Below are 20,624 nucleotides of genomic sequence, written 5' to 3' on the forward strand. Positions count from 1 at the left end.
TCACGGATGAATTGCAGAAAACTTAACTAAGGCGCTTTGGAAACCACAACCATGGCCGGGCGCAGCAGGCGGCCGTGCAGGCGATAGCCCTTCTGGAACACGTCGAGCACGGTGTTCGGCTCCACATCCCCATTCGGTACCTGGGTCATGGCCTGGTGCAGTGCCGGGTCGAAGGGCTCACCCGCGGGGTCCACCACTTCCACCCCGTGCTTGCCGAGGGTGTCGAGGAAGGACTTGCGGGTCAGTTCGATCCCTTCGATCACCGCCTTATTGGCCTCCTGCTCGCCGTCGATGGTGGACAAAGCGCGGTCCAGATTGTCGACCACCGGCAGCAGCTCCTTGAGCAACCTCTCGACGCCGAACTTGTGCGCCTTTTCCACATCCTGCTCGGCGCGGCGGCGGGCATTCTGCACCTCGGCCTGGGCGCGCAGCACCATATCCTTGTGTTCGGCCAGTTGCTGGTGCAGGGAGGCGATCTCAATCTCCTGTGCACTCTCTACCGCCAGCTCTTCCTGCAGAACCTCCTCCGCCGCATGCTGCTGATCCGCGGTGGGAGTTTCTACTTCAGCGGCGTGCTCGCCGGTGTCGATATTCTGTTCGTCCTGTTGGTCTTCGCTGCGCTCTTTGGCCACTGCTGTCTCCGTCTGTACTCGTCGGCTTGCTGCCAGTTGGGTCAAAATCGGTAAAACGCCGGCGAACGCCGGCAATGCAGGCGTATATGGGGACGTTCCCACGCACTTCAAGCGCTGCCGCACACCTTCTCACCGACATCCCATGACCTTTTCCTTGGCATCCATCGGAAAGGCAGCTGCCAGATTAGGGTGGCACGGCGCTCACCGCGAAAATAAGACGAAAAATAATTGCCTCGCAATCCGCGCCCGGGGTGATTGAAAGTTTGTCGAAAAATACTGTATAAACAACCACTACTAACAACCACCAAGCGCGATCCCATGTTGCTGCATCTGTCCATCAGTCAGTTCACCCTGGTCGACCAGCTGGAGCTGGAGTTCGGCCCCGGCACAAGCACCCTGACGGGCGAAACCGGCGCCGGTAAGTCCATTACGCTCGACGCCCTCGGCCTCGCCCTCGGCGACCGCGGCAATGCCGAGCTGGTGCGCGCCGGCGCCAGCCGTGCCGACATCCACGCCACCTTCGATATCAGCAACCACCAGGACGCCCGCGACTGGCTGGAGGAGCAGGAACTGGATGCCGGGCGCGAGGTGATCCTGCGCCGCACCATCGGTGCCGACGGCCGCTCCCGCGCCTATATCAACGGCCAGCCGGTAACCCTGCTGCAGCTGCGCGCCCTCGGCGAGCAGCTGATCGACATCCACAGCCAGCACGAGCACCAGTCGCTGCTGAAGAAGGAAACCCATCGCCGCCTGCTGGACGAATACGCCCACGCCGAGGCGCAGAGCGCCGAAGTGCGCATTCACTTCAAAACCTGGCAGGACCAGTACCGCCGCTACCGCAAACTTGCCGACAGCGCCGAGGAGACCCAGGCGCGCCGCGACCTGCTGGAATACCAGTTGCAGGAACTGGAGCAGCTGGACCTCAAACAGTACGAACTGGACGAACTGGAAAGCGAGCAGCGCCAGCTGGCCAATGCGGGCGATATCCTGAACGGCAGCTATCAGCTGGCCGCGCTGCTGAACGGCGGCGAGGGCGATATCGCCGAGCAGCTGCACCGCGCCCTGCATCTGGTCAGCGCCATGCCGGAACAGACCCAGGCGCTGATGGACGTGGCGCAGATGCTCGACAGCGCGCGCATCCAAGTGGACGAGGCCGCCAGCACCCTGTCGCGGCATATCGACCGCTTTGAAATGGACCCCGAGCGGCTGGCGGAAGTGGAAGAGCGCCTCTCCGCCATCTACTCTCTCGCGCGCAAGCACCGGGTGCAGCCAGACCAGCTGCCGGAAGTGCAGCAACAGTGGCAACAGGAACTGGACGAGATCGGCGCACCGGATGCGCTGGACAAGCTGGCCGCAGACTGTGAGCGGCTGGAAAAAGCCTTCCGCACCAGCGCCGGCAAGCTCAGCAAACTGCGCGCGGCCGCGGCGAAGAAGCTTGCCGATGCGATCAATACCCAACTGGCGGATCTGGCCATGCCTCACGCGCGCGTGGAGCTGGCACTGGTTGAACTGGAGAAGCCTACCGCCACCGGTCTCGAGGAAGTGGAAATCCTGATCGCCACCAACCCCGGCCAACCGGCGCGTGCACTGGGCAAAATTGCCTCCGGAGGCGAACTGTCGCGGGTCAGCCTGGCAATCCAGGTGGTCACCGCGCAGACCTCCCGCACCCCCACGCTGGTGTTCGACGAAGTGGACGTGGGTATCGGCGGCGCCACCGGCGATGTGGTGGGCAAGCTGCTGCGTCAGTTGGGTGAACGCGGCCAGGTGATCTGCGTGACGCATCTGGCGCAGGTGGCCGCCCGCGCCCACCGCCAGTACCTGGTGGAAAAGCACAGCGATGGCGCCGCTGCATTTGTCGCCCTGCGGGAGCTGCAGGACGGGGAGCGCAGCGCCGAGATCGCGCGCATGCTCGGCGGCGAGGCCACGCCGCAGTCATTGGCCCACGCGGAAGAAATGCTGAGCCGGGCCTGAGCAAAGATCATCACCCACACTTCATTTGCAGACCCGATCAGTCACAGAAAGTCGGCCCGGATTTCCCGCCCGGGCCGAAATTGACCGAAAGCGGCGCTTAATTCACTTTATACTGCCGCGCCCTTTGCACAGGGTTCCAAACTAAACTGTCGGGCAAAGAACTCGGTCACATCATGCAGACAACCATTTTCAACACCCCCATTCTTACCCCCTGCCTGCGCCTGCTTGCGCGCGGACTTTTGAAACTGCACGGCTGGAAAGTCGTGGCCGACGCGCGCGCACTCAAGCTGAAGAAGTACGTGCTGCTGGCGGCACCGCACACTTCCAACTGGGATGGCTACTTTTTTATTCTTGCGGCACTGAAGCTGAAGGTGAATCCGCAGTGGATGGGTAAGGACAAGTTATTCAAATTCCCCCTCGGCCCGACCATGCGCTGGTTCGGCGGCATTGCCGTGGATCGCAGCAAGGCCAACAACCTGGTGGAGGCCACCGTCAATCAGTACAAAGCGCGGCAGGAACTGGTGATCGCGATACCGCCGGAAGGCACCCGCGGCAAGGCCGAGCGCTGGAAGACCGGCTTCTACCACATTGCCCGCGGTGCAGCGGTACCCGTGGTGTGCGGGTTTATCGACTTTGCAAAGAAAGAAGCAGGTCTTGGGCCGGTGATGGAAATGGGCGAGAACCTGGCAAAAGAGCTGGCGCGCTTTGGCAGCTTCTACGCCACCAAGGTGGGCAGATATCCGGAACACTATACGGCGCCGGTGTGACCGACGCCTCTATCCGAAAGCCCGACGCTGCCGGCGTCGAAACAAAAAAAGGGAGCCAACTGGCTCCCTTTCTCATGCTCGGGCTCAGCTGCCCTTTTTCTTTACATACAGCACCAGGCTGTGGCCGGTGAGCTCGTAACCGTGCTCCTCGGCAATCTGATGCTGCAACTCTTCAATCTTCTCGTTGTGGAACTCGATCACCTCGCCGGTATCGGTGCACACCATGTGGTCGTGGTGGTCGCCGCGGTCCAGCTCAAATACCGAGTGGCCGCCGTCGAAATTGTGGCGCATGACCAGGCCCGCGCTCTCGAATTGCGTCAGCACCCGGTAAACCGTGGCCAGGCCGACGTCTTCGCCGGCATCCAGCAACATTTTGTACACATCCTCAGCACTCAGATGCTGGTCACTGGCACCCTCCAGCAGCTGCAGAATTTTGACGCGCGGCAGTGTGACCTTGAGGCCAGCCTTACGCAGTTCCTGATTTTCGTTCAACATGAGTAATACTTTCCGGATGTGTGCTCGTAATCGCTATGTCGTAATCATGCGCACGCCTGTCAGCAGGCGCGCAGTTCGGGTATTATCCACACCCAGTGCGCCCAGCGGAACCCCAAACCGGGTTTCGGTCCGGCGTTGCCCAAAATGACTGAATCCTGCGCGCTCCGGAATAAGTAAATACCCACTTACGGCCAGCGATGCGCGCGCAGATTGCGGGAAAGTGGTGCTATTGCCAGCTTTCTGATCGCCCCGGGGGAACTTTGCCGGCACGCTGGCGACTATTCTCATGTCCCGTGGCCGGACCGGCAACCGTTCGCGCCAGTGACAATTCGGAACCCAATAAAAATCCAGATGGAGCAATCAATGCCATCCGTTGTACGAATCCTGCTGATCGCTGGCGTCTGTAGCCTCGCTACCGCCTGCAGCCTGTTCAAGTTTCCCGGTGTGCACCGTATTCAGGTCCAGCAGGGCAATATCGTCACCCAGGAAATGGTGGATCAACTCAAACCAGGCATGACCCGCCGCCAGGTGCGCTTCGTGCTGGGAACCCCTCTGGTGGAAGACACCTTCAATCCCAATCGCTGGGATTACATCAATCGCGTCCGCGACCCCGATGGCGACGAGTCCCAGAAGCGCTTTACGGTCTATTTCAATGGCGACCAGTTGATTGAGACCAGCGGCGACTGGCAGCCCGCCGGCTGGCCCTGATCAGAACCCCCACCGCCAGGCAAGCGGAGCTCAATCGCCCGCGGCCTGACGCTTGGCCTTCTCCGCCCGCTGCTTGCGCGCCTCTTTGGGGTCCGCAATCAGCGGGCGATACACCTCCACCCGGTCTCCCGGCTGCAGCACGTACTCGGAAGCCACCGCCAGCCCCTTGGTACCGAGCGCCTGGCCAAAGATCCCGAGCTTGGCAGTTGCCGGGTCCACCTCAGGATACTCCCGCGGGATTCCCGAAAGCTCCAGCGCTTTCAATGCCGTGGTTCCCGGCTCCACCAGCAGACTGATCAATCGCTGTTCGTGCGGGAGCGCATACACCACTTCAACCGCGATGGTTTTCTGGCTCATGGCTTCTCTCCAAAAGCGTTCTCGCTATAAATCTTGCCGGCGCGTTCGCACATGGCATCCACCATCTGGTTGGCGATTCCCCCAAACAGTTTTCCCACGGCAGCGCCCAACAACCGATTGCTGACCTCAAATTCCAGTGTGAAGGCCACTTTGCAGGCATTTTCCGCCAGCGGCGTGAAAGTCCAGCAGCCATTGAAGCTGCTGAACGGGCCATCTACCAGCGTCAACGTCATGCGCTCCGGGCGGTGCAGCTCATTGCGGGTCACAAAGCTCTGAGTGATCCCTGCGCGGGCGAGGTCCAGCCGCGCCTCCAGGGTATGTTCGTCCTGGTGGAGCACTTCCGCGCCCCGGCAGCCGGGTAAGAACTGTGGATAACTGGCCACATCATTTACCAGATCAAACATCTGCCCGGCACTGAACATGACCAGTGCACTGCGTTCTATTTTCGTCATTGATCAATACTTACTCATTGCTCAAATATTGTCCCTAGAGGCGTTTCTTTGCCTATTCTCTGCTGAGTAGGGCGTTTTTCGCTCGCGACGCTACTCAAGGCGGATAAATCCTGCAACAATCGGCTCCCATCCGCGCAGCTGAAATCTCGAAGCAAATGCGTGCTTGGGCTTTCGCTGCGGAAGAGTGCGCGCCATAAGACCGGTAACCGGCGGCAATCAAACAGACGACAAGAATAACAGGCAAGCGAGAAATCTATGTCCGCAGCACGAGAGCATTTTGGATCCCGTATTGGTTTCATCCTGGCCGCCGCAGGCTCCGCGGTCGGGATCGGTAATCTGGTGGCGTTCCCGGTAGCGGCAACTAAAAGCGGCGGTGGCGCCTTCCTGCTGGTGTACGCGCTGTTTGTATTTCTGATCTGTCTGCCGGTGATGATGGCGGAACTGGCGCTGGGTCGCAAAACAGAAAAAGACCCGGTGGGCGCCTATCGGCAGCTTTCGGGCAGCGCAAGACTGTGGCGCATCCCGGGATGGCTGGCCCTGATTACCCCGTTCATGATTGCGGTTTTCTATATGGTGGTCACCGTATGGGTGCTCGGCTATATGGTGGAGATTTTCAAGGGCAACCTTACCAGGCTTGCCACCGAGGCCTATTTCGGTGAGTTCATCAACTCCAAAGCGGTGTTCATCTACCTGATCGTATTGATGGCGATTATCAATGGGGTGCTGTCCCTGGGCGTAAAGGATGGTATCGAGCGCGCCGCCAAGACCCTGATGCCAATTTTGTTCGTCATGCTGGTAGCGCTCGTGCTGTTCGTGCTCACCCAGGAAAATGCCTTTGTGGGCGTGAAGTACTATCTGATTCCCGACTTCGCCAAGATCAATGCGGAAGTGGTCAGCAAAGCCATGGCCCAGGCGTTTTTCTCCCTGTCGCTGGGGATGGGCATCATGATCACCTACGGTTCCTATATGAAGAAGCGGGACTCCATTCCCGGCTCCGCCAAGGCCGTCGCCCTCACCGATACACTGGTGGCCTTTACCGCCGGCCTGCTGATTCTGCCGAGCATTTTCCACTTCAACCCGCAGATCGACCCGGCGACCCTGAGCGACTCCTCCGCCGGCATGATTTTCCTGTTCCTGCCGAAGATTTTCCTGTCGTTGCAGAGCACCATCGGTTACTTTGGCGCCAGCGCCGTCGCTGCGGCGTTTTTCTTCCTGGTGTTCGTCGCCGCCCTGACCTCTCTGGTTTCCATCATCGAGGTCCCCATTGCCACCTTGCGCGATGAGCGCGGCATGAGCCGCAAAAAGGCCATTACCACTCTGGCGGTTGTGCAGTTCATCCTTGCCGTACTTTGCGCCATGTCGTTCGGTATGGCGGACTGGTTGACCCACTTCGTGCAGATCGCCGGGAGCGATAAATCCTTCTTCGATCTGGTAGAAATCCTGTTTTACGATACCATTCTGCCCCTCAACGGCCTGCTGGTATGTATCTTCGTAATCTACAAGTGGAAGCGGGCCAATTTCGACCAGGAACTGACCGTGGGTGACAGCGGCTTTGCCGGCACCCTATCGCAGAAGTACGTGAACTTTGCGCTCGGTACCTTCATTCCTGTAATTCTGCTGCTGATCTTCATCAACACCGTTGCCCTGAAGTTCTTCGGCACCAGCTTTATTTAAAGCCGGTTGTTTAAAGACAAAGCCCGACAAGGCGCAAGTTGTATCCATGGCAAAAAAGAAGAAAGCCCCGACTTCCAACTCCATCGCACTGAACAAGAAGGCCAAGCACGACTATTTCATCGAGGAAAAGTTTGAGGCGGGCCTGGAGTTGCAGGGTTGGGAAGTCAAAGCCTGCCGCGAAGGCAAGGCCCAGCTCACCGACAGTTACGTCCTGTTCAAAGATGGCCAGGCGTGGCTCCTGGGCGCCCGCATCCAGCCGCTGATCAGCGCCTCCACCCACTATGTGACCGAGCCGGACCGCACCCGCCGGCTACTGTTGAACCGCAAGGAAATCGCCAAGCTGATGGCGTCCGTGGAGCAGAAGGGTTACACCTGCGTGTGCACGGCACTCTACTGGAAAAAGCATCTGATCAAATGCGAGATCGCGCTGGCCAAGGGCAAGGCCCTGCACGACAAGCGCGATACCGAGAAAGAGCGCGACTGGAACCGCGAGAAGCAGCGCCTGATGCGCCACGATCATCGCTGATCCCGCGCAATGTTTTGATTACCTCGTTGTAGGAGCCTGCTTGCAGGCGAACAACACCAGGTTCGCCTGCAAGCAGGCTCCTACAGGCAAACCCTCACCACCGGCTTAGAAAAATAACAACGAGATTCACCATGAGTGCACCACGAGGACAGTTCAGCTCCAACTTCGGCTTCCTGATGGCCGCCGCCGGCTCCGCCGTCGGCCTCGGCAACATCTGGGGTTTCCCCACCAACGTCGCCTCCAACGGCGGCGCCGCGTTCGTGGTGGTATACCTGTTAATGGCCTTCATGCTCGCCTACCCGGTACTGATGGCGGAACTCACCATCGGCCGGCATGCGCGACGCAACATGGTGCAGGCCCTGCGCGGCATCGCCACCGGCCCCGCGACCCGCGCCGTGGGCACCGCCGCTGGTCTCGGGGGTATTGTTGTCGCCTCACTGATCCTCAGCTTTTACGCCATTGTGGCCGGATGGATGGTGGCGCATCTCGCTGATCCGTTCGCGCAATTGGCTGGCGCCAGCGAGACCGCGCAGTGGCTCACCGGCGACAGCGCCGCGCGCAACTTCACCTTCACCGCCATCTTCAGCGGCCTCACCATGCTGATCATTGCCAGTGGTGTGGAAAAAGGTATCGAGCGCTGGTCCACACTGCTGATGCCGGCACTCATCATTCTGCTGCTGATTCTGATCGCCTACGTCCTTGCCCAGCCCGGCGCGCTGATGGGACTTGAAGCCTACCTCATCCCCGATTTCGGCAAGCTTTCCCCACAGCTGCTGCTGTCCGCCATGGGCCAGGCGTTCTTCTCCCTGTCATTGGGTGTGGGCACCATGTTGATCTATGGCTCCTACCTCAGCCGGCAAGAGAGTCTGCCGCGCCTGGGAGCGCTAGTGACCCTGATCGACGTGGGCATCGCATTTACCGCCGGCCTGTTGATCCTGCCCGCCATGTACGTGGCGCAGGAAGCCGGCACCCAGATCTTCGCCGAGACCGGCGAGCTGATTGCAGGCCCGGGACTGATCCTGCAGGTTCTGCCCGCGCTGTTCGACACCATGGGCACCAGCGGCCTGTTCGTGGCCATCGCCTTCTTCGCGCTGATGGTGATTGCCTCCCTCACCTCATCCATTTCCATGCTGGAAGTGCCGGTGGCCTTCTGCATTGAAAGCCTGGGGCTCAAGCGCAAGCCGGCCACCTTGCTGATGGGCGCCATCATTTTTGGCATCAGCAGCCTGATTATCTTCAATTTCGAGACACTGTTCGGCCTGGTCGTGTCCGTCAGCACCGAGTACGGACAGCCGCTGCTGGGCGTCGTCCTGTGTGTGTTTGCCGGCTGGATCTGGCGCAAAGACCAGCTGCTGGAAGAACTGAAAAAAGGTCACGAGGACATCGAGCAAACCCTGTTCTGGAAACTCTGGCCCTGGTACGTGCGCATCGCCTGCCCGGTGCTGATTCTGGCAGCGTTTGTCCAGTCCATACTGTAATCACCGATCGGGGCCGCAGACCGCGGCCCCGCGCTTTTGTGCTCCCCCATGCGTTTCAAGAAATCATCACCGCCACCGAAAAAAAGTCGTCCCGGCAGTAGTCGCAACACCGATCACCCGCGCCCCAATCCCCGGGAAACACTGGAAATCGACATCGAACAGCTGAGCCACGAGGTGCGCGGCATCGCCCGCTACCGCGGCAAAACCCTGTTTGTGGACAACGCACTGCCCGGGGAAAAGGTCAAAGCCCGCATAACCGCGAGCCGCGCCAAATTCGACGAAGCGGTGGCCATTGAAATTCTGGAACCAGCAGCGATCCGGCAAACCCCGCCCTGCCCGCACGCGGCAGAATGCGGCGGCTGCTCCCTGCAACACATGGCACCGCAAGCGCAGATCGAGGCCAAACAGCAGATCCTGCTCGACCAGCTGCAGCGCTTCGGCAAGGCCGCGCCAGAGGAAGTCCTGCCACCGCTCACCGGACCCGACCTCGGCTACCGCAGCAAGGCCCGCCTCGGCGTGCGCTACGTAAAACCCAAATCCGGCGGCAAGCCCGAGCTGGTCTTCGGATTCCGCGAGAAAGGCTCCAACAACCTGACCGATATCAGCCAGTGCCTGGTATTGCCGGAGGCATTTTCCGCGCTGATCCCCGAACTGAAACAGCTGGTGGAGCGCTGCAACACCCGCCGCCACATCTCCCACATCGAAGTCGCCATCGGCGAGGACGCCACCGCGCTGGTAGTGCGCCACCTGCAGCCATTGACCAATGAAGACCGCAGCCAGTGGCTCACCTTTGCGCAAGCGCACAATCTGCACCTGTACTTCCAGCCCGGCGAAGAGGCCCACAAGGCATGGCCCGAAGCGGGCCCCGAGCGTCTCGCCTACGCGCTGCCAGAATTCGGCCTGACCCTGCAGTTCCACCCCCAGGACTTCATCCAGGTGAATTTCGGCATCAACCGCAAAATGGTGCACGCCGCCATCGACCTGCTGGACATCCAGCCGGAAGACCGCGTGCTGGACCTCTTCTGCGGCCTCGGCAACTTCACCCTGCCCATCGCCACCCGCGCGCGCGAAGTGGTGGGTGTAGAGGGCATCCTAGAGCTGACCCGCCGCGGGCAGGAAAATGCCACCGCCAACGGTCTCGCCAACATCCAGTTCCAGGCCGCCGACCTCACCGCCGACTTCACCCGCAGCCCCTGGGCGCGCGGCGGATTCGACAAAATCCTGCTGGACCCGCCGCGCACCGGCGCGCTGGAAGTGGCGCGCAATATCGGCCACTTCAACGCCAGCCGCATCGTCTACGTCTCCTGCAACCCCGCCACCCTGGCGCGGGACGCTGCGGAACTAATCCAGCGCGGCTATCATCTTAGTAAGGCAGGCGCAATGGACATGTTCCCCCACACCACCCATGTGGAATCCATCGCCCTGTTTGAACGGCAGTAACCGAACGGTCACTAAATTTCATCCCCACCCTATGGTGGACCGTGACCTTCAGGTATACTCGCCGCCACGCAAATGCGTTTCGTACGGGGCTGTTTCAATACAGCCGCACTGACACAGTTTCCGGGGATGACTTGGATTCGACGCCGGTAACGAAACCATGGGTGCATGCCGTGATGGTAGCGAATCACGTAAATCCAAAGCTGCATTTTATTAGTTGCCAACGACGACAACTACGGTGCCCAACTGGCTGCGTAAGCGGCCCGTGACGCACTACTAAGGGTTCGCCCCTTAGCGGCCTTCAGTAAGGTTCCAGTACCGCGCTGCAGGCTGTCATACAGAACTGGATCGTCCTGAAGCGTGCCTGACGCGGATGGCCTAAAACTTTTTCAGGCTCGCTCTCCACGTCCTGCCCGCTGGGCTGTAGAGAGCTAAATCAATAGGCGGAACTAAGCATGTAGAGCCTCTGGCAGAGTGCTGACGGACGCGGGTTCGACTCCCGCCATCTCCACCAAATTAAAAAGGCCCGTTACCGCAAGGTAACGGGCCTTTTTAATTTGGCGAAGCTGTCGTGAGTGGAACGCAAAGCGAGGGTTCGATCAACGCGCGCAGCGCGTTAAGACAGCCGCACGGCTGCCCCGCAGGGGTGAGGAGCGCAAGCGACGAATCACTCCCGCCCAAACATTTGTGCCAATACACTTCAACTCAAAAATGAGAATAATACTGACGTCATCTGTCGCTAGCAAATCAATGCACTTGCCAAAATAAATATAGACTTGGCGGCCAATCAACATCCAAATGCAGCAAGCAATAGACATGTTGCCGGTAATTTGCTCTTCCAGCAGCGCCTCACTATCCAACTTAGTATCAAGAGCTGAGGTTTCTCGCCAATCTTCCAGATACGATGCTGAACTGCCATAAAATAACTCCAACTATCCCCCGGCCTCTGAAACTATCTGAAAGCAATTTTCATCAATAAACTGCCGCCATTTTTTCTGGTAAATATCAGGCCTCATAAGAGTCGCTTCGTCGGTATGCTCTTCTTCTCCCGACACACCTATACCATGGCCGGTAATTACCCCGCCATGCTCAGTCAAGACACAGCGATTGTGAAAAACATCATTACCGGGGATTTCTTCTAACTCGAACACATCCAGCTTCAACGCTGCAGCACCAAGGTTGACCCCATCAGTTATTTTTCCCTTTACATGATGTGCATTCGGGCTTTTCTGGTGTTGCTTATAAAACAATTTGACCTCAGGCAACTGAGAATGAACGCGATTCTGTATAAGTCGACTAATAAGGCTTTGCATCTGTACGATAGCCTCAGGCGTCCATCCAAAAGTATCAATGATCACAACTTGCTTTGTTGAAAGTCTTAAAAAGCTCGAGACCGCTCTCGATATCCCCTCATCAGTACGCTGAATATTTATCTGGTCAGAATGGAGCCATCTACTTTCGAGATCGTACATTGTTTCAGAAGTGATGCATTCATCCATTTCCAAAAATTCTGAGGAAATAATCACATTGAATGGAGCCCGTTGATTCTCTGATCTTACATGGCTTCCCCAATCGCCACTAACAACAGGCTCTACCTCTCTAAGAACAATGGTCTCTACAAGCTTGTTTACCATCTCAATATATCGCCGCCCTTTTTGAGAGCTCTCATCTGCTGGAGCGCTTTGGAGAAAGTAACTACGAAGCTTGTGAGGTTTCAACTTTGGAAAACTAGAAAAAATCCTTGGCGTACCTAAGCCGTATTCCCTTAAAAACTCAGCATAATCTCTTTTGCTTTCAGACCAAGCACAGAGCACATTTGGCTCTATGGCGTACTCATGAATCATTAAATCAGCTCCTCACGACGCTCCACAAAGAATCCCTGAGGCCAGCGATCAACAAATTCACCATCCTCATCCACGCGGATGCGTTTGGTCACAACACCATTTTCGGTAGGCTCCAGATAAACGATGGAGACGTCGTCTTCCTCGATTGGCTGATAATTCTCTAGCAGCTCCTTATCTGTAGTCTGCCGTATACGCTTCAAAAGGCGAAGAATGATGTGTTCACTGTGCGTTTCAATCAGGAAGGAATGCTTTTGCTTAGCCCTAAGAAAGACATCAGCTAGCTCCACTTGAAAACGCGGATGAATGTGCAACTCTGGTTGCTCAACACTTATAAGTGCAATATCGTCATGATTTGCAGCGACCACTATGGGCAATACCTGCGATATCCCCGTTCCCAACTGGTTTGCTGACAGCAGGATATTGCTACGCAATTCTTTAAAGAAAACATGTCGCTTGCTGAACAGGCCAAGATCCCCCTGGTCACTGCCTGCGTGCAAACTCTCCGCCATTGATTTATTGATGATCTCATAGCCTGCATCAAGCTTATCGCTTGACGCAAACCACTCGCTTGTGTTTCTGATCAACTTTCTAATGGATTCGTCACTATTCGGGTCTTTATGCAGTAGATCCCAGGCAGCGGAACCGTCTACCCATTCCTTTTGCTCAGGATGAGGATTTGGAACGTAATCATTATCAGGTACCACGCGAAGCGGGCCGATCTGAACACTTTTATCCAGATATTCCAGAAGCTTATCGAGGGGCAATACGAAAGCCTGGCTTAGAACTTCCCGTACTACCAGAAAATTAAAGTGCTCATCCAGCTCATCAAAGTCCTGACCCACCAGGTTGGTAACAACAGGAACGCCCAGCAAAGGTACAGCACCACTCCGACAGGCTAAAGCAATAGGTGCAATACGATTGACGAAGTTTGCTCCCGATAACCCTCTATCGGATACCGCAGCTGTAGAAGCAGGATTAGGGTTCAATTGATTCAGTACTTGCTCAAACTCTGTATGGTACTCATCAGCTTCTAAAGGCTCCCTTTCATCAGCTTCGCCATACTGACTCTCCAGCCAATCGTCGTTGTTGTGAGGAACAAGCAATGGATGTTGCGTATTGAGTTCCCGAATCAGCGTATTTTTCTGATCCTCCGATGAGTTTAAACATCCCACATACACATCGTTTGCCCAAACGCGGTAATTCTTTACATAAGCCTGTTTGAAACGTTCTGACCAGGCTATCTCAAACTCTATCGCTCCAGACTCTATACTACCGCCAAAGTCATTCATCAAAACGTAGGAAACGTTTTGAATATGGTTTGCCATTTCATCGACATTCGCGCCATAGTAAACAAAGGGCGTTTTGCCCGCTTCATAATCCAGACGAACTCGAATGGTTTTCTTGAGATCCTGCCCGTGAACCAGTGCGCGGAATCCACCTATGGTCTTATCACCCAAGGCATCTAACTTTTGAGGATTGCAATGCCCTTTCTTCAAAATCTGTTGTACATAAGCCAGTGCCATCAGGACAGAACTCTTGCCTACACTGTTAGGGCCAAACAAAAGGGTTACCGGCGCGATCTCGATTGACTGCGTGTCCTTAAAGGACCGAAAGTTCGTTAGTGATATTCTCTTAATTTTCATCGTTTACTCGTATCTGTGGTCAGCGGTGACCCATTTAGTCAAACCTTATAACGGACTTCCTAATATATTCTCCTTACCAAAAATCCTCTCAAGTACCGATATTGACTTTTGGGAGAGTTCCTGCGTAAACAACAAGGTAAGGTTGTGTTTTGCGCGCGAACAGCTTACGTAAAATAGGTTTCGGTTTCGCTCAAAGGTATCTTGCTTGTCTACAGGGCATGGTCCATCCATCCACTCCAGCATTTGATTCCAGTTATACTGATTCCAGCCCCGACCACAAATAACAAGCACATTGTCAAACTGTGCGCCTTTTACACCGTGCTTTGTTGAAAATGGGGTCTTGTCGTCAATATAAGCGCCCAAACTTGAAAGCTCCTGGTAGGCTATAGAACGAAACTTGCTAAGCTTGCGAAAAAAAGTCGATTCATCATCATTCAACTCCCCGGACTCCGTTAATACAAGATTTTTGAATCTTGTTTCTGAGTCTTCAATTTTAAATGGGATTCGAGGTGTATTGGTCTCCATAAGGAGATCCAGCATATCGCCGATTGTTCCAGTAGCCTTTATTTCGAAAGCCTTCTGAAGATTTTTCAGCCAATTAGTTTTATCTGATTGGCGCTTTAATTGAGGATGATTCTGCGTCTTAATCTGCAGCAAATCGCCGTACTGCTTATGCTCATATGCAGATAAGGTTGGCTCAACAACTTCAAGAAAGAACTTTATATACTTGTCATTCTTTTTTAAATAATCGTCTGTGTGGGAAAAGCAGTCAGCTAGATTTTTAAAATTCTGCTCGCTAGCGATAAGATTATTGGTTAAAAATAGGATTTTTGTCTTATCGGTAGACATATCCCAACCATCGGCAATCATCTGTGACTTCGTCTTTAAGATATAATCCTTTGCATCAGATTCCGGAAGGTCATCCTTCCAATGCCCACCTCCTTTGCCATCTCTTCTAACACCATTCCAATCATTGGAATGAAAAACCTTTATGACACCTTCAGAGTTTGGATTCGATTCAGCCTGCGGGAGATCGGGGCGCATTCTGTTCAAACATTGCACTATATTCTTATCCGATCGAAAATTCGCCTTTTTACCTATTTCTACAATTTTTCCTTTGGCGCTGGAAATCAAGCCGCAAGCAGAGGTGCCGTATATCTTTTGCCAATGGTCTCCAAAAAGCCCAACCATAACACCAGAGTCATTATCTATAAGATTTTCAACGATGCTTTCCGCCAACTTACGATCGGTGTCTTGATATTCGTCGATAAACACTATCGGAAATTTACTTCTTAGCAGCTTTTGAAATTTCGGATAACACAGCATGCGGGCCATCAATGAAACCACATCATCATGATGTAAGGTGATTTCTCTTTCGTTAATCGAAGGAAAACCCAGCTCGTATTTAACGAGTTGATTACTAATACCAGAAGAATCAGCTATTCTCTGCACCCATTTTTCACCCAACCCAGGGATATGCTCCCGCAATTTAACTTGATAGTGTTGCAAAATACTCCAACAGAACGCGTGAATGGTATCTGAAAATATAACTGGGTGATGGTCCGTTCTATCCTTGATTTCATCCTTTGCTACGTTCGTGTATGTAATACAAGCAATTTGCTGCTGCTTACTTAACAATTCGTTGGCTTGGCGTGATATGAGATACTTAATAGATTCAATTAATGAATAGGTCTTTCCAGCACCCGCTCCGGCTTCTAGGCGAAAGCAGAAATTGTTATTGATACAATTTCTGATTTTTTCAAGGGCTTCGATTGAAGCCTGCTCTGCAGGATTAAGCAGCATCATGACTTAGCCTCATTCCTCTTAACGACAAAGTCGCTATCGAGCCACATCAACCCATCACGGATATACTTAGGAACCACCCATTGTGTCTGGTCAATTGAATATTTGATTGCGAAGTTAGCCTTCCCATCTTTAGCTTCCTTTTCTGCTAAATCGATGGCATTTTCTTCCAGCTCTATAGCTGAACCCCCAGACAGATTAAATTTGGCTTGATTAGCAAATACAAAAGCGTCTTCAAAGCTTCTACCACAACAAGTATGCCCGTCCTCAGGAACTTGATACGCAATTCGACGGCTTCCGGACAATTTTTCAGCGTCTGTCTTATCCTTTAACTTCTTGAACAGAATATCTCTGCTTTGATCAAACCATCTATTAATTCCGGCATTAGAAGATCTAACTGCTTGCGATGAAGGGCATGCCACATAAGACGTCCGCTTTCCACTCTTTACCGGTCTGGTTCCGTCAATATCAGTAATGACAAGAGTTTTGAGCTCGAGAAAATCAAGGAACTTATAGAAATGGTGAGCATAGGCTCCACCCACTTCAACTACAGATAAATATCTTCGGCGTAAATTGCACTGCTCTGCGGCATCAACCTTCTTGATCATCTCTGGTAAGAGTATCCGCTCTGTTGCGCCTTCGATTAAAATAGCTCTATCCGCAAAATAGAGGTCGCACTTTGTGAGCGTTAAATACTTGTGTAAAAACTCTTTATCCGTCTTTGACTCTTCACTGCAAAAGGCTTCTGCTAAGTCTTTAATCTTGGTTTCCTTACCGTTTTTAGACAGGAAATAACGTACCTTGCTAAAGTCAGCCTCATTAGCGATATGTGACGAGTGGGTACTAACAACAAACTGTACTGGCCATACTTTTCCATCATTCAACTGCTTTTGGAACTCGTTAACTATCTCCTCCAGCTGTCGAATAAATACCTCTTGCATTTGAGGATGAAGATGCGCTTCAGGCTCTTCAATAAAAATCAAGTGACCTTTAGGGGGTGTTGTTTGCGACTGGTACTCTCTAAAGTACTCGTAAATCCTGAAGAGGATGAATATGAGGTTTCGAACTCCTAGACCATTATAGGTTTCGGGCAGCGTAAAATGGTCATCTCCCTCGTAAAAAACTCTGGTATTGCTCTCCAACAATGACTTTACATTTAGCTCAGTCGCAGCACTTAAATTGGGATCTTGTAGCCCTGGGTATCCAAATATCTCCAGCTTTGGCAGAAGTTCTTTCACCTTTTCCTGAAAGTCGGTATCAACTTTCTCCTGAAGCTCTTCAATCACTTTGTTGACTTCTTCAGATTTGGATTTAAAGGCCTCTGGCGCCCCATCTCTTTTCGCGCTGTTAAATAAATTCCCTAAAGATTTCCCGAGTACGTCTCGCTCACTGTGCGTTTCATCATCCAGGCCTCGCTGGGCATTGATCAGCCCTGAAAGGATTAGCCGTTTAAAGGATGCGAATTCAAGTCTAGCCTTGTTGTCAGGGTTGGTCGGATCGATCGCATATATGACAGGTTCATAATGCTGACTTATCGACTCTTTAAGGCCTGAGTAATATTTCTTTCGATTGGAAAGATCCAGCGAATTAAAAAAATCTTTAACCTTGCCATCCTTCAACTGATAGGAAACCAATACACAGGTCTCAAAGAGGGTATCGTCTAAATCAACAATAAAGTCGCCCAAAACACCGAAGTCGTTTTCATTGTCCTTGTAGTCAAGGCGAAGCTCTAACTCTATCGTTGGCATTAAAGAGCGAACCTCTTTATCTTCCTCAGAATTTTTGAAAGACTTCAGAGCTTCTTCAAAGCCTTTAAGGCACAACTGATTAAAGTCTTCATACCGAATTTTTGGCCCGCCTGAATTTAAGAAGCTTCGGAAAACCTCCGCGAATGAGGTCTTTCCCGTGTTGTTGCGCCCGACAATCAATGTTGTTCTATCATCCAATGTCAGGTTGACGTTCTTTAGCAATCGGTAGTTTTTTATTCGGGCGCTTTTAATCTTCATCATTCTTCCTTGCAAATTAACTCAGTTTTCCTGAAAACGATTTCTGACTCAAAGCATTAAACAACTCATTATTAGCGTTTAAAGCCGCCTGATGTGCTGCCAATTTTTCTTTGGTAGAAACGACAATGTCTCTGTAACGATTCTGCAGACTCACCGGAGGGATAATAATCGGTATATCTTGCATTTCCTGAGCATTGATATTTGCCATACCAACAATACTCTTGCACATATTCTGCAAAGTCGCTTTCCCATGTGCAGAGTTCAGATAACCAGAAATATAATGGCTATTCGCCTTCTCATTGGTTCTTACTCGAATCAAGTAGCCCGCAATCGCAACCGGATCATCTCTATCGTATACAGCCGTTTTCCCAACCAGCTCTTTGCTGTTAGTTCTGTTGAAAAGTAAGTCGCCCTTCACAGCCAAATACTTTGGCTTTTCCTTGTCAGTTAGATCGATGTACTTTAAGTCCGTCATATCTATGGCACCCTCGTAGGTAATATTTCCCATACGTAAAATGGGATAATCACCACCCGCTTCGGATGCCTTTGCGGATGAGCCATAATTCGCTGATTCCACGAGATCTCGAATGGTCCCTATTGGGAACCCCTTCGGATTAGTCACCGGATCACCAAACATATCCAAAAACACAGAACGCAAAAACTCGTCGGCCAGCTGGATGGCTTGCTGGCGTTTGCGGCGGATGGCGTCGGCTTTGTCGAGAATGGCGGCGATGCGTTTTTGTTCGGTTAGGGGTGGGAGAGGGATTTCAAACTCAGCCAACTCTGATATACGAATATTTTTTATGTTTGCACCAGATGATGATCTGGTCCAATTCCGAAAGCCGGGTGAAGAGAGAAAATGATATAAGTAAGATGCAGATACTTTACTTTCAATGGGTCTTATTCCGGCACAGAACGCACCAAAAGAACCCTCGAAATCAACTTCGGATTTTGCGCATTTCCCAACCAAATCTGAACTGCCGGATGATGTACACATCACAATATCATCACGACGAATCTTTTGGTGTGCCTTAATTTTCTCCCTTGGCACCCAAATCTGGCCCTCATTCAGCAGCAATGAATCCTGGATACTACCAGCTCGGATAACAGGTAATTTTCCATCAGACTGAATCGTATCTCCCTCCTCTTTGGAAAAGCTAACACCGCGAATAACGTCTGCAACAGCTGCCAGGGGAACCTTTCTCACAGCATCCCCTCCAACTCATCTAAGTCAGCCATGATCTCTTTTTCTAATGTTTTCAGATTCTTCAGAATTTTCTTTGGGTCATCGTACTGCTCTTCCTCATACACCACTTCTTTATAGCGGTTGATGGAAAGGTCAAACTTGTTGTCGGCGATGTCCTTGGCGTCGACCACAAACGCTTTCTGTGTTTTATCACCAAAGGCTTCAACAATTTCTTTGATCGAAGCATTACTTTCAACTAGGGCGCGGTATTGCTTCCACTTAGCAATGGCATCAGGCAGGTCGTTACTGCCTTCACCCTTCAATTCATTACGCTTGTCATCCAGTGAGTAGCCATCTGCCTGCAGGTCGTAAAACCAGACGCGCTCGGTAGTGCCGCCCTTGGTAAACAGCAGTATGGCGGTACTGACACCGGCATAAGGTTTAAATACCCCGCTGGGCAAACTGACGATACCTTCCAACTGATTGTTCTCAATCAGTTCTGCACGCAGTTGTTGGTGCGCCTTGGAGGAACCAAACAGTACGCCATCTGGCACGATCACAGCGGCACGGCCACCGAGCTTGAGTGCGCGCAGAATATGCGCCACAAACAGCAGTTCGGTTTTTTTGGTTTTGACCAGACCGAGGACATCCGGGTTGGTATTGGTTTCATCCAGGCTGCCTTTGAATGGCGGGTTGGCCAGAATCACATCAAAGAAGTTTTCTTCCTGCTCGAGGAAGTTCTCTTTAATGGATTTGCTCAGAGAGTCCTGGTACAGAATGTTGGCGCCATTCACCCCGTGCAGGGCCATGTTCATGCTGCTGACGCGGAGCATGGTGGTATCGAAGTCAAAGCCCCAGAACATGTTTTTATTGATGTGGTCGCGGTAAGGCTCTAACAGGTCACCGGTGTAGTGTTTGTTGCCGTCTTCATCTTTAAAGATTCCCGCCTCGCTGGAATGTACACGGTTAAGGTACTCCATGGTGCGGGCGAGAAAGCCGGCCGTGCCACAGGCTGGGTCGCAGATGGTCTCGGAAGGCTGAGGATCGACCAGTTCGATCATGGCATCAATGATATGGCGCGGGGTACGGAACTGACCGTTAATGCCAGCGGTGGTGAGCTTGCTGAGCAGGTATTCGTAAATATCGCCCTTTACGTCGCTTTGGGTGAGCGGCAGCTCGTCCACCATTTCTACAGCGCTGACCAGTACCGATTCGTTTTTGATTTCGAGGTCGGCATCTTGCATGTATTCGCCGATATGGCCTAACGCCTCGATGGCGCTGCCATCACTGCCTAGCCCATCTTGCTCATCCGACTTTTTACCCAGTTTGGCAAAGTAAGGGAAGACGTTTTGCTTAAGGTGTTTATGCAGCTCTTTGCCGCTGAGGTTTTTGAAATTCTTCCAGCGCAGCAATTGGCCTTCTGGGCTATTGGGAAACAGGCGGTCAAAGTCTTTGCCCCCTTTTCCTTGCTTATGAAGAGCGTTCGCTTTGCGCTCTGCCATATCTTCCTGCATGTCGAGCATGCGGGCAAACATCAAGTAGCTGATCTGCTCGATCACCGTTAATGGGTTGGTGATACCGCCGGTCCAGAACTTCTCCCAGAGCTTGTCGATATCGTTACGTATTTTGCCTGTTAGCATTGAGT

Annotated in this window: 18 protein-coding genes and 1 other RNA gene; 8 read left to right on the top strand and 11 right to left on the bottom strand. The window is 53.0% G+C overall.

Going from position 1 to position 20,624, the window contains the following annotated elements:
• Positions 1–26: 26 nt before the first annotated feature.
• The gene (grpE, locus tag GNX18_RS09980; RefSeq protein ID WP_166217563.1) at positions 27–632 is read right to left on the bottom strand and encodes a nucleotide exchange factor GrpE; all 606 of its coding nucleotides are present in this window, start codon (positions 630–632) and stop codon (positions 27–29) included.
• Positions 633–950: 318 nt separating this feature from the next.
• Between grpE and recN the strand changes: the two genes are divergently transcribed.
• Together recN and GNX18_RS09990 are read left to right on the top strand one after the other, a co-directional pair.
• The gene (recN, locus tag GNX18_RS09985; RefSeq protein WP_166217566.1) at positions 951–2,603 is read left to right on the top strand and encodes a DNA repair protein RecN; all 1,653 of its coding nucleotides are present in this window, start codon (positions 951–953) and stop codon (positions 2,601–2,603) included.
• Between the two features lie 173 nt (positions 2,604–2,776).
• The gene (locus GNX18_RS09990; RefSeq protein ID WP_166217569.1) at positions 2,777–3,370 is read left to right on the top strand and encodes a 1-acyl-sn-glycerol-3-phosphate acyltransferase; all 594 of its coding nucleotides are present in this window, start codon (positions 2,777–2,779) and stop codon (positions 3,368–3,370) included.
• Between the two features lie 84 nt (positions 3,371–3,454).
• Here the strand turns inward: GNX18_RS09990 and fur are convergent, their stop codons facing one another.
• Positions 3,455–3,865 carry a ferric iron uptake transcriptional regulator gene (gene fur, locus GNX18_RS09995; protein ID WP_138233708.1) on the bottom strand — a complete coding sequence of 137 codons (411 nt, stop codon included), beginning with the start codon at positions 3,863–3,865 and terminating at the stop codon, positions 3,455–3,457.
• Between the two features lie 363 nt (positions 3,866–4,228).
• Between fur and GNX18_RS10000 the strand changes: the two genes are divergently transcribed.
• Positions 4,229–4,573 carry an outer membrane protein assembly factor BamE gene (locus GNX18_RS10000; RefSeq protein ID WP_138233707.1) on the top strand — a complete coding sequence of 115 codons (345 nt, stop codon included), beginning with the start codon at positions 4,229–4,231 and terminating at the stop codon, positions 4,571–4,573.
• Positions 4,574–4,603: 30 nt separating this feature from the next.
• Here GNX18_RS10000 and GNX18_RS10005 read toward each other — a convergent pair whose 3' ends face one another.
• Together GNX18_RS10005 and GNX18_RS10010 are read right to left on the bottom strand one after the other, a co-directional pair.
• On the bottom strand, positions 4,604–4,930 hold the full coding sequence (locus GNX18_RS10005; RefSeq protein ID WP_138233706.1) for an RnfH family protein: 327 nt from the start codon (positions 4,928–4,930) through the stop codon (positions 4,604–4,606).
• Positions 4,927–5,382, bottom strand: a complete 456-nt coding sequence (locus tag GNX18_RS10010) for a type II toxin-antitoxin system RatA family toxin (RefSeq protein ID WP_166217572.1) — start codon at positions 5,380–5,382, stop codon at positions 4,927–4,929. The genes GNX18_RS10005 and GNX18_RS10010 overlap by 4 nt, the downstream gene beginning before the upstream one ends.
• Positions 5,383–5,637: 255 nt before the next feature.
• Between GNX18_RS10010 and GNX18_RS10015 the strand changes: the two genes are divergently transcribed.
• From GNX18_RS10015 to ssrA, 5 genes are all read left to right on the top strand, one after another.
• Positions 5,638–7,056, top strand: coding sequence for a sodium-dependent transporter (locus GNX18_RS10015; RefSeq protein WP_166217574.1), 1,419 nt, complete (start codon positions 5,638–5,640; stop codon positions 7,054–7,056).
• A gap of 46 nt (positions 7,057–7,102) precedes the next feature.
• On the top strand, positions 7,103–7,582 hold the full coding sequence (gene smpB / locus GNX18_RS10020) for an SsrA-binding protein SmpB (RefSeq protein WP_166217577.1): 480 nt from the start codon (positions 7,103–7,105) through the stop codon (positions 7,580–7,582).
• Between the two features lie 131 nt (positions 7,583–7,713).
• A complete protein-coding gene (locus tag GNX18_RS10025) occupies positions 7,714–9,060 on the top strand; it encodes a sodium-dependent transporter (protein WP_166217579.1) in 1,347 nt (448 codons plus the stop codon).
• A 48-nt stretch (positions 9,061–9,108) separates the two neighbouring features.
• Complete coding sequence (gene rlmD, locus GNX18_RS10030) at positions 9,109–10,500, top strand: 23S rRNA (uracil(1939)-C(5))-methyltransferase RlmD (RefSeq protein WP_166217582.1); 1,392 nt, start codon at positions 9,109–9,111, stop codon at positions 10,498–10,500.
• Between the two features lie 122 nt (positions 10,501–10,622).
• Positions 10,623–11,011: a transfer-messenger RNA gene (ssrA, locus tag GNX18_RS10035) on the top strand.
• 85 nt (positions 11,012–11,096) lie between these two features.
• Here ssrA and GNX18_RS10040 read toward each other — a convergent pair.
• Genes GNX18_RS10040 through GNX18_RS10070 form a run of 7 tightly spaced genes read right to left on the bottom strand, consistent with a single transcriptional unit; the run spans position 11,097 to position 20,619 of the window.
• A complete protein-coding gene (locus tag GNX18_RS10040) occupies positions 11,097–11,429 on the bottom strand; it encodes a hypothetical protein (RefSeq protein WP_205827849.1) in 333 nt (110 codons plus the stop codon).
• Positions 11,430–12,341, bottom strand: coding sequence for a hypothetical protein (locus GNX18_RS10045; RefSeq protein ID WP_166217585.1), 912 nt, complete (start codon positions 12,339–12,341; stop codon positions 11,430–11,432).
• Positions 12,341–13,984, bottom strand: coding sequence for a DUF3696 domain-containing protein (locus GNX18_RS10050; RefSeq protein WP_166217588.1), 1,644 nt, complete (start codon positions 13,982–13,984; stop codon positions 12,341–12,343). The genes GNX18_RS10045 and GNX18_RS10050 overlap by 1 nt, the downstream gene beginning before the upstream one ends.
• Positions 13,985–14,029: 45 nt before the next feature.
• Positions 14,030–15,790 (bottom strand): UvrD-helicase domain-containing protein, encoded by a 1,761-nt coding sequence (locus GNX18_RS10055; protein WP_166217592.1) that lies wholly within the window; start codon positions 15,788–15,790, stop codon positions 14,030–14,032.
• Entirely contained in the window at positions 15,787–17,793 is a 2,007-nt protein-coding gene (locus GNX18_RS10060; protein WP_166217595.1) for an ATP-dependent endonuclease, read from the bottom strand. Before GNX18_RS10060 ends, GNX18_RS10055 begins: the two co-directional genes overlap by 4 nt.
• Before the next feature lie 16 nt (positions 17,794–17,809).
• A complete protein-coding gene (locus tag GNX18_RS10065) occupies positions 17,810–19,000 on the bottom strand; it encodes a restriction endonuclease subunit S (protein WP_166217598.1) in 1,191 nt (396 codons plus the stop codon).
• On the bottom strand, positions 18,997–20,619 hold the full coding sequence (locus GNX18_RS10070; protein WP_166217600.1) for a class I SAM-dependent DNA methyltransferase: 1,623 nt from the start codon (positions 20,617–20,619) through the stop codon (positions 18,997–18,999). The genes GNX18_RS10065 and GNX18_RS10070 overlap by 4 nt, the downstream gene beginning before the upstream one ends.
• Positions 20,620–20,624 lie beyond the last annotated feature (5 nt).

The sequence above is a fragment of the Microbulbifer sp. SH-1 genome (genome assembly GCF_011326135.1).
GTDB lineage: Bacteria > Pseudomonadota > Gammaproteobacteria > Pseudomonadales > Cellvibrionaceae > Microbulbifer > Microbulbifer harenosus.

Coding starts and splice junctions, on each gene's coding strand:
- GNX18_RS10070 (WP_166217600.1), bottom strand. CDS start 20,619: ATGCTAACAGGCAAAATACGTAACGATATCGACAAGCTCTGGGAGAAG.
- GNX18_RS10025 (WP_166217579.1), top strand. CDS start 7,714: ATGAGTGCACCACGAGGACAGTTCAGCTCCAACTTCGGCTTCCTGATG.
- GNX18_RS10060 (WP_166217595.1), bottom strand. CDS start 17,793: ATGAAGATTAAAAGCGCCCGAATAAAAAACTACCGATTGCTAAAGAAC.
- GNX18_RS10010 (WP_166217572.1), bottom strand. CDS start 5,382: ATGACGAAAATAGAACGCAGTGCACTGGTCATGTTCAGTGCCGGGCAG.
- recN (WP_166217566.1), top strand. CDS start 951: ATGTTGCTGCATCTGTCCATCAGTCAGTTCACCCTGGTCGACCAGCTG.
- GNX18_RS09990 (WP_166217569.1), top strand. CDS start 2,777: ATGCAGACAACCATTTTCAACACCCCCATTCTTACCCCCTGCCTGCGC.
- GNX18_RS10045 (WP_166217585.1), bottom strand. CDS start 12,341: ATGATTCATGAGTACGCCATAGAGCCAAATGTGCTCTGTGCTTGGTCT.
- rlmD (WP_166217582.1), top strand. CDS start 9,109: ATGCGTTTCAAGAAATCATCACCGCCACCGAAAAAAAGTCGTCCCGGC.
- GNX18_RS10000 (WP_138233707.1), top strand. CDS start 4,229: ATGCCATCCGTTGTACGAATCCTGCTGATCGCTGGCGTCTGTAGCCTC.
- fur (WP_138233708.1), bottom strand. CDS start 3,865: ATGTTGAACGAAAATCAGGAACTGCGTAAGGCTGGCCTCAAGGTCACA.
- GNX18_RS10015 (WP_166217574.1), top strand. CDS start 5,638: ATGTCCGCAGCACGAGAGCATTTTGGATCCCGTATTGGTTTCATCCTG.
- GNX18_RS10050 (WP_166217588.1), bottom strand. CDS start 13,984: ATGAAAATTAAGAGAATATCACTAACGAACTTTCGGTCCTTTAAGGAC.
- smpB (WP_166217577.1), top strand. CDS start 7,103: ATGGCAAAAAAGAAGAAAGCCCCGACTTCCAACTCCATCGCACTGAAC.
- GNX18_RS10005 (WP_138233706.1), bottom strand. CDS start 4,930: ATGAGCCAGAAAACCATCGCGGTTGAAGTGGTGTATGCGCTCCCGCAC.
- GNX18_RS10055 (WP_166217592.1), bottom strand. CDS start 15,790: ATGATGCTGCTTAATCCTGCAGAGCAGGCTTCAATCGAAGCCCTTGAA.